The sequence below is a fragment of the Psychrobacter sp. T6-1 genome (assembly GCF_052258445.1).
Window position 1 is genome coordinate 1 of the sequence record NZ_JBQQFC010000574.1, and the last position, 972, is coordinate 972.

2 protein-coding genes are annotated in these 972 nt (G+C 45.9%); one reads left to right on the top strand and one right to left on the bottom strand.

Translation table 11 applies throughout. From position 1 onward, the window contains the following. Positions 1–471: ATP-binding protein (locus ACTXGO_RS14680; RefSeq protein WP_443575042.1), on the top strand; the 471-nt coding region annotated here is incomplete at its 5' end. 135 nt (positions 472–606) lie between these two features. On the opposite strand, the gene ACTXGO_RS14685 is transcribed toward ACTXGO_RS14680, so the two are convergent. Beyond that, on the bottom strand, positions 607–972 hold a 366-nt coding region (locus ACTXGO_RS14685; RefSeq protein ID WP_443575043.1), incomplete at its 5' end, for a chorismate synthase.

Below are 972 nucleotides of genomic sequence, written 5' to 3' on the forward strand. Positions count from 1 at the left end.
TTATCTGCTGATATGCTTGCACAAACGACCGTATATGCCGATCGGTTTTGGCTGGTGCAATCTTTGCAAAATCTATTAGACAACGCCATTCATTTTGCTGAGTCTATTGTCACCATAACGATTCATACTTCGATTAACAAAGAGGTGGTGACTATCGATATCTTTAATGACGGCAAAGCTATTCCTGACTACGCCCTTGCCAAAGCTTTTGATCGCTACTTTAGTCTATCGCATCAGCGTTTGATGACCATAAATGCTAACCAAAGTCACTCTGATAACCGTGAAGAAAGCACAAATCATACTTTTAACAGTGCTCCCAAAAAAGGCACGGGGCTGGGCTTAACTTTGGTCAAGCAAGTCGTTGAACATCATGGTGGAAGCGTTAGCCTAAATAATGCGATCACTGAGGTAAACGAGCAGCAAGTAAGCGGCGTAAAGGTGAGTATTACTTTGCCTTTAGCAAAACCTTAGATAGTTTTTGCTCATTTAAGAGTGTTACTTGTCTACGATTAATTAAAGGTATACGCATAAAAAAGCCATTCGTTTTCTCAGAAGTAAGAGAAAGCAAATGGCTTTTGGCGGTGCTAGAGAGCTAGAGATACTGCTTTAAGTAATGGACTCAACGGGCGCTTTGACATCACCGTTTTGACCACGGTTACGCAGGTAGTGATCGAGCAAGACAATGGCCAGCATAGCCTCAGCTATAGGCGTCGCTCGCACGCCAACGCACGGATCATGGCGACCTTTGGTTAGCATATCGACCGCCTCCCCTTGGGTATTGATACTTTTGCCAGGCGTTGTGATACTGGACGTCGGCTTGAGCGCGATACTTACGCTGATGTTTTGACCGGATGAGATACCGCCCAAGATGCCGCCTGCATGATTGGCAGTAAAGCCATCTGGCGTGAGTTCATCACGAGAGGTGTGCCCAAACTGTCCTGCTACCGCCATACCATCACCGATCTCAACGCC